Genomic DNA, 5,971 nt, shown 5'->3' with positions numbered 1-5,971 from the left:
GCGATGCTACGCAGTAGGTCTTTCTTCGCCTCGTAGCCGGTACGGTCGTGGTCGCGGATGCTGATGTCTAGCGTGGCTCTTGCCTGGTTGCCGCTGCTGCCATTGACCCAGAGGTAGCCCTCACGCCCCTCGGTGTTCTCGGGGGTCTGGGTGTGGTCGAGCTGGGCAATGAAATCTTGGGCAAGCAGAATGGGGTTGAGCAGGTTACCCTTGGCGTTCATAGGGTGGGCAGTAACCCCGGTGATTTCAACATGAGCGTGGCCGGCGTTGAAGGTTGCCTCCACTATTTCACCCAGCTCGCAGGAGTCTAGGGTGTAGGCGTAGTCCACGGGGAAGCGGGCCATATCCATGGTGCGTACACCTGGCAGACTGATTTCTTCATCGGGTACGAAGGAAAGGTGGATGTCGCCGTGGGCTGCCCCTGTGCCGGTACGGTCAGATTCCAAGAGGTGCACGGAGGCTTCCATCACCGAGGCGATGCCAGCCTTATCAATAGTGTGGCTCTTAGGCAAAAGGTGACTAATGAGGTGCGGGTTGCCATAGAGATTCCTTGAGGTGAGTATGTGCATTAAAACGGTCGTTATCTAGAGTCCGGTCAGACGTGGCCATGACGTCCAGCACGCGACTCAGCGGATCGGAAGTCTTCCTGGTGGACGTAGTTATCTTGAGCCGTCTATCAAGCGGCTCGGCCTCGTCACCGTTCCGCAGTCGATGCCCGTGCTCGCCCGAGGGCATGTTCCAGTTGCTTCCGGAGTTGCTGGTTCTCGGTGGTGAGGTCCCGTGCGCGTGCGTTGGCAACTTCGAGGCGGCGTAGCAGGGATGCTTCGGTGGAACGTTGGGGCGCGGGCAGCGGTGAGCCATCCGAGCCGTGCTGAAGGTCGCGGAGCCGTCGAATCTCGGCGCAGATATCGGGCTGGGTGTAGAGCCAGGACCGTGAGACTTGCGCCTTTTGCGCGACGATCTGGAAGGTGACCGCGCCGCCGTCGCGGTCGAGGTTGCGAAGAGCCTGGGTGGCTTTGGTGCGCGTGGTCTCGTGGCGCTGTTGGGCGGCGGCGATCAGGTGATGGCTGTTATCAGCATGCATCAGGTGCTGCTTCGCCGTCTTGGTCGCGTTCCAATGTGGTGATGATCTGATCGAGGTTTCCCAGGACCTGCTGGTTCATCTCGATCAGTCGTTGCTGGCCGCGGGCTTCGGCCGCGGTGATGATCTGCACGACCTGTTGGCGATGCTGCCGGTGCTCGGGCAGGAACTCTGAGGTGGTGATGAACATAGGGCAGCTCAGGCACGCGTTCGCGTGCGGGCAGGACTTCTGGACTGGCAGTCCGCAGAAGCCGTTGGGCAGTGCCTGGGTCGCTCGGCCGACCCGTTGCTTGGCCCAGGCTGCCTCGGCCAATGGTCCGTCGGGGTCGAGGGTGACGGTCTCGCCCTTGATGTTGACCTTCCGTGCGGCTTCCCAGTGCCGGCGGATCGTGATGTCGCTGAGCAGGGCGTAGTGGGCGGTCATGACGTGGGAGTCGTGGTCGAGGATCCGCCGGACTACTTCTTGGGGGACGTCTCTGTTGATCAGCCTGGTGCCCAGGGTGTGCCGGAAGCTGTGCGGGACGACACGAACGGGTTGGCCGTGCTCGTCACGGACGGCGCAGCGCTTGAGCCAACGGTGCAGCGCCTTCCGGTAGACGCCGTCACTGACTGACTCCTGGCCGTCGTCGTTGTGGGTAGCTCGCGGGAAGAGCACCGGCGCACCACCCGGCCAACGCTCCTGAAGGCGGCATCGCTGCGCAGTGATGGCGTCGGCGAGCTCGGCGTCGATGGGCACCAGAGCCTCGCGCTTCATCTTGTGGTTGAGGTAGCGAAGGTAGGGCGCTCCCTCACCGTCGTAGACGATGCAATCGGTCGGCAGGCGGACGGTATCGGTGATGCGCAGCCCACACCCCATCAAGATCTGCGTGATCAGCGTGTAGCTGGGGTTGTTCCACTTGGCGAGGTTGTCCGGGTTCTCCAGCTGGGCCATCACGGTTTCGCTCAGCGCGCGCGGTTGCCGGATGGCTTCCTTGGGGAAGTCCTCGCTGTAGAACATCACCGCCGAGGGAAGAGAGTCATCCCAGCCGTGTTGCCGGATGGTGGTGAAGAACAGATTCAGCTGCCCGATTAGCATGCGGTGTTTCACGGTGCCCGAGCATCGGGCGTGCAGGTGGACGAGGTAGCGTTCCAGCGCCTCCCGGTCCAGCTGTCCCAGCCCCTGGACGGAGGGTGCCGCAGCGGTGAGGAACTGCCCGAAAAAGGTGATCGCCCGGGTGCCCGAGGAGACGCTGACCACTCCGAGTCCCGTGGCCAGGCGCCAGCGGGCCCATCGTTTGGCCAAGGCCTTGAGCCAGGGCTGTGGGATGTCCTCGAAGGTGATCCTGGCCAGGCGTTTGTCCTTGATGCCGAGCTCACGCAGCCGCCAAACATCCCGGCCATACTCCGTGTCCCAACTACTCGTCTGACGGGACGTTCGGCGTCGCTCGCTCCCCGTCCTCGGTAGTTGTTCGGGTATCAGCGCGCTGGGTGTGCTCACAGTTGTACCTCTCTGCCGGTGAACCAGCCAGCTTCCTCCAGCGCGCGGCGGACGTCCTCGGCGCTCAGATGCCCGTAGACGGCGGCAGTAGTGGTGATGTCGGCGTGCCCGAGCAGCTTGGAGACGATCTCGATCGGCACACCGTCACGCAGCATCCGGGTGGCGGCGGTGTGGCGGTACCAGTGCGGGTCGAAGTCGATCCCTGTACGTCGGCGCAGCCGTTTGACCAGGTCGTAAACGGCTGTGTAGGTCAGCGGGTGACCGTGGGGTCGACCCCACAGGTTCACAAAGACGTAGTCGGAGTCCAGATCGCCGTACTCCAGATACAGATAGTCGGAATAGAGCCGGACCAACTCTGTACTCACCGGTACCGTCCGCGGGTTGCGTGACTTGGAGCGTGCACCGTTGCCGTTGACCCGACGCTGGACCGTGATCTGAGACTCGGCCGCAGCGATGTCCTCATGTCGTAGACCCAGCGCCTCCCCGATCCGCATCCCGGTGTCAAAGAGCACGGCGAACAGGAACCGGTCCCGCAGATGGCCACAAGCATCGAGGATCATCTGCGCCTCGGTGGGGGTTAGTACACGCGGGAGCTTGCGCTGCGCGCGAAGCACGATGGCGCGCCGTGGCTGCGGTTTGCCCTTGCTGATGTGGTGCAAGAACGGCTTCCAACCCGAGCTGCGGCCTCCGGTCGGCTGCCAGATCCTCAGCAACTCCCCGAGGTCGATGCCGTGGCGCTCGGCGTGCTGATAGAACGCGCTGAGAGCGGAGAGCTTGCGATTGACGGTCGCTTCAGTGCAGTGGTGTTCCACCGACGGAAGGATTGAAACTGACCCGTCGCGCAGTGTCAGCGGACGGCGCAGCCAGGCGACGAACTCGGCGACGTTCTCCAACCGCACCTCACGCCAGTCCAGGGCCTGAGTGCTGAGGAACTCAAACCAGTCCTTCAAATCGTGGGCGTAGGCCTTGACCGTGTGGGGCGACCGCTCAATCTGGGTCAAGTACGCCAGGTACCGTTCGATCGGAGCCACCGGGGCACCATCATCGCCCAGCACCGTCCATGACTCCACGCCATCGATCGGGGAAAGCACACGCTGTACAAGCATCAGTCCTCCGCGCGGGCCATCATGACAGCGTGCCCGCCGTTCGGGCGATCAGCAAGGGGAAGCTTCTACTTGTCGCACGTGAAGTCGCAATGCGTTAGCGGCGAACCTCGCGGCTTCCGTTGTGCCGAAGGCCACGTGGAAGTCAGTGTTCGACTCGTACTGGTCCGCGAGCCCTCGGATCATGTCAACGGATTTTTCAGTATCGCCTGCGTGGGTGGGGGTTCCAGGAATCTCCTTGAACCATTCCAGATGGACCGATGCGTGCGCTTGTGCGGCCGTGGATTCCACTTCATGGCCTTCTTCTTGGATCTCGCGCCACCGGGCAAGTAGCGCGTCTGCGCGTGCCTTCCAATCTCGCTGCTGTTGCACGGACTTGCGATGCCACCACTGGTTCGAGGCCTCGAAAGCGTCTCGACCCCAACGCTCCACAACCTCAGCCTCGTATCGATCATTGAAGCCCTCGAGCATGACATCCATCCGTGGCTCGCGTCCCTGACGACGCATCGACAGGGTGTGCTTCACTGCGCTGATACGTCGATCCAGCGTCTCGCGTTCCTGAGCAAGCTGATCCAAATGTCCGGTGAGCGCCTCGATTTCCGCATCAGGAGTTGCAGCCCTCTCGAGTGCAGCTGCGATCTCGGCGAGTGGCATGCCCGTTTCGCGCAGGAGAAGAATCCTCTGCAGACGGGCAACCGCGTCGGGGCCGTAGTAGCGATAGCCGTTGGACCCGACGCGGTCCGGGGTGAGCAAGCCAATCTGGTGGTAATGGCGTAACGTGCGGCCACTGATGCCGGCACGCTCTGCGGCCTCGTTCACCGTCCATTCCATGACCTGCCTCCTAACGTGTGGTGTTCTCAGTCTTCTCCATCGAGCCGCAGGCCTAGCAGTGGCGCGGCGACTCGCAGGATTTCATCTACAGGTACGGCAACGGACTGCGCAGCAGTAAAACCCGTGGCCTCGAGATACGCGCGCACGAGCCTCGTGCCCGCTGCGTATCCAGCACCGGTCGGGAGACCCACCGGCTCCGCGCCGAAAAGCCGCGCGCTCGCATCACCATGAACCCAGGCCGTGAAGTTCTGCATGCCGGTGACGCTGAGACCCGACGAGACCTTCGCAAGGACTTCGTCATCGTCGCGGACCTGCGCGCTGACGAAATGACTGTACCCACGATCGCCGTAGAGCTCAGCGGCGAACTCGTCAGCGAGCCCCTCTGAGACCACCTGTTCACCAACAGTTACCGTCATCGGATCCCAGACGACACCGCCCGGCGAATACCGCACGTTGTGATGCAGCTCATGAACGGCAATCGCTTCGAGCCGGTCGAGCACCTGAGGAGTCGGCCAGACCGTAATGGTGATGAAGCCGCTGATTCCCCCGAACGCCGACAGTCCCTGAATCTCGTCAACGAAATGTTTGTTGGCGGGATCGCCCAACACGAGCAGAACCTGCAGGTCGGGCACATCGATGCCGGGGTTGATCGCCTCCAACTCCGCAGCGCCTCGTTGGAGTGCCCCGGTGATGCGACTCCATGCGTCTGCTTCAATGAGTTTCTCGACGCCTTGCTCGACCAGCGCGATTGGGTTCTCCCAGTCGAAGCCGAAGTTCTGCCGGTGGACGGTCGCCATATCCACCCCTCCCGGAACGAAGTGGTACATCCCCGCGAGCGGAGACCACATGTCACGGACCAGGTCGGCGCGCGCATCTGGTGCCGCTCGGAGAACTCGGCTCATGGCCGAGGCGCTATCAATCACTGAAATAGTCATGAAACAAACGATAAACATTGCCGTCGCGTTAAGGTCAAAATCAAGACTGCTGGCGGCGACACAGGTGACGCTTTTGCCGGGTGCCGAGCTTTGCCGGGCCGCCCGCGCTGGATTGATCGAGTTGCGCAACACGCCTTGCGAACTTAAACGGAAGCACGGACGGATTTGGGTGTCGACACAGGCGGCAATGTTCGCCGCCTCATGGACACAGACCATGACACGAAACCGCAGGTCAAGACGAGTCGCCGATCCCGGACTCTAGATAACGGTCGATTTTGGGCGGTGCCACTAGTACATCAAGTGCTGTATAGTACATCGCATGATGAACATTGAATCGCGGATCGATGCGATGAACCGGCTTGGCCGCGCCATGGCCGACCCCACCCGGTCACGCATCCTCCTGTCCTTGCTGCACGAACCCGGATACCCAGCGGAACTTGCCCAGGCCCTGGGACTGAGCCGCGCCAACGTTTCCAACCATCTGACCTGCCTGCGCGGGTGCGGAATTGTCGTGGCGAAAATGGAAGGCCGCAAAACCCGGTAC

Annotated in this window: 7 protein-coding genes; 1 reads left to right on the top strand and 6 read right to left on the bottom strand. The window is 62.3% G+C overall.

Annotated elements, in window-relative coordinates; translation table 11 throughout:
• The 6 genes from ACHFGA_RS02745 to ACHFGA_RS02720 all read right to left on the bottom strand — a co-directional run.
• Nucleotides 1-512: peptidase dimerization domain-containing protein (locus ACHFGA_RS02745; protein ID WP_394280910.1), on the bottom strand; the 512-nt coding region annotated here is incomplete at its 3' end.
• A 182-nt stretch (nucleotides 513-694) separates the two neighbouring features.
• The gene (locus ACHFGA_RS02740; RefSeq protein ID WP_237203326.1) at nucleotides 695-1,084 is read right to left on the bottom strand and encodes a DUF6262 family protein; all 390 of its coding nucleotides are present in this window, start codon (nucleotides 1,082-1,084) and stop codon (nucleotides 695-697) included.
• On the bottom strand, nucleotides 1,074-2,558 hold the full coding sequence (locus ACHFGA_RS02735; RefSeq protein ID WP_237203327.1) for a site-specific integrase: 1,485 nt from the start codon (nucleotides 2,556-2,558) through the stop codon (nucleotides 1,074-1,076). Before ACHFGA_RS02735 ends, ACHFGA_RS02740 begins: the two co-directional genes overlap by 11 nt.
• On the bottom strand, nucleotides 2,555-3,664 hold the full coding sequence (locus ACHFGA_RS02730) for a site-specific integrase (RefSeq protein WP_237203328.1): 1,110 nt from the start codon (nucleotides 3,662-3,664) through the stop codon (nucleotides 2,555-2,557). Before ACHFGA_RS02730 ends, ACHFGA_RS02735 begins: the two co-directional genes overlap by 4 nt.
• 48 nt (nucleotides 3,665-3,712) lie before the next feature.
• Complete coding sequence (locus ACHFGA_RS02725; RefSeq protein ID WP_237203329.1) at nucleotides 3,713-4,492, bottom strand: MerR family transcriptional regulator; 780 nt, start codon at nucleotides 4,490-4,492, stop codon at nucleotides 3,713-3,715.
• A 26-nt stretch (nucleotides 4,493-4,518) separates the two neighbouring features.
• Complete coding sequence (locus ACHFGA_RS02720; protein ID WP_394280909.1) at nucleotides 4,519-5,556, bottom strand: DUF2268 domain-containing protein; 1,038 nt, start codon at nucleotides 5,554-5,556, stop codon at nucleotides 4,519-4,521.
• Nucleotides 5,557-5,746: 190 nt separating this feature from the next.
• On the opposite strand from ACHFGA_RS02720, the gene ACHFGA_RS02715 reads away from it, so the two are divergent.
• Nucleotides 5,747-5,971, top strand: a 225-nt coding sequence (locus tag ACHFGA_RS02715; protein ID WP_394280908.1) for an ArsR/SmtB family transcription factor, incomplete at its 3' end; no start/stop codon positions are given.

Source organism: Corynebacterium sp. (genome assembly GCF_043426755.1).
Taxonomy (GTDB): Bacteria; Actinomycetota; Actinomycetes; order Mycobacteriales; family Mycobacteriaceae; genus Corynebacterium.
This window is presented reverse-complemented; position numbering and strand designations above follow the sequence as displayed.

Excerpts from the sequence above, each read along its gene's own strand:
- ACHFGA_RS02740 (WP_237203326.1), bottom strand. The coding sequence starts at position 1,084 with ATGCATGCTGATAACAGCCATCACCTGATCGCCGCCGCCCAACAGCGC.
- ACHFGA_RS02730 (WP_237203328.1), bottom strand. The coding sequence starts at position 3,664 with ATGCTTGTACAGCGTGTGCTTTCCCCGATCGATGGCGTGGAGTCATGG.
- ACHFGA_RS02725 (WP_237203329.1), bottom strand. The coding sequence starts at position 4,492 with ATGGAATGGACGGTGAACGAGGCCGCAGAGCGTGCCGGCATCAGTGGC.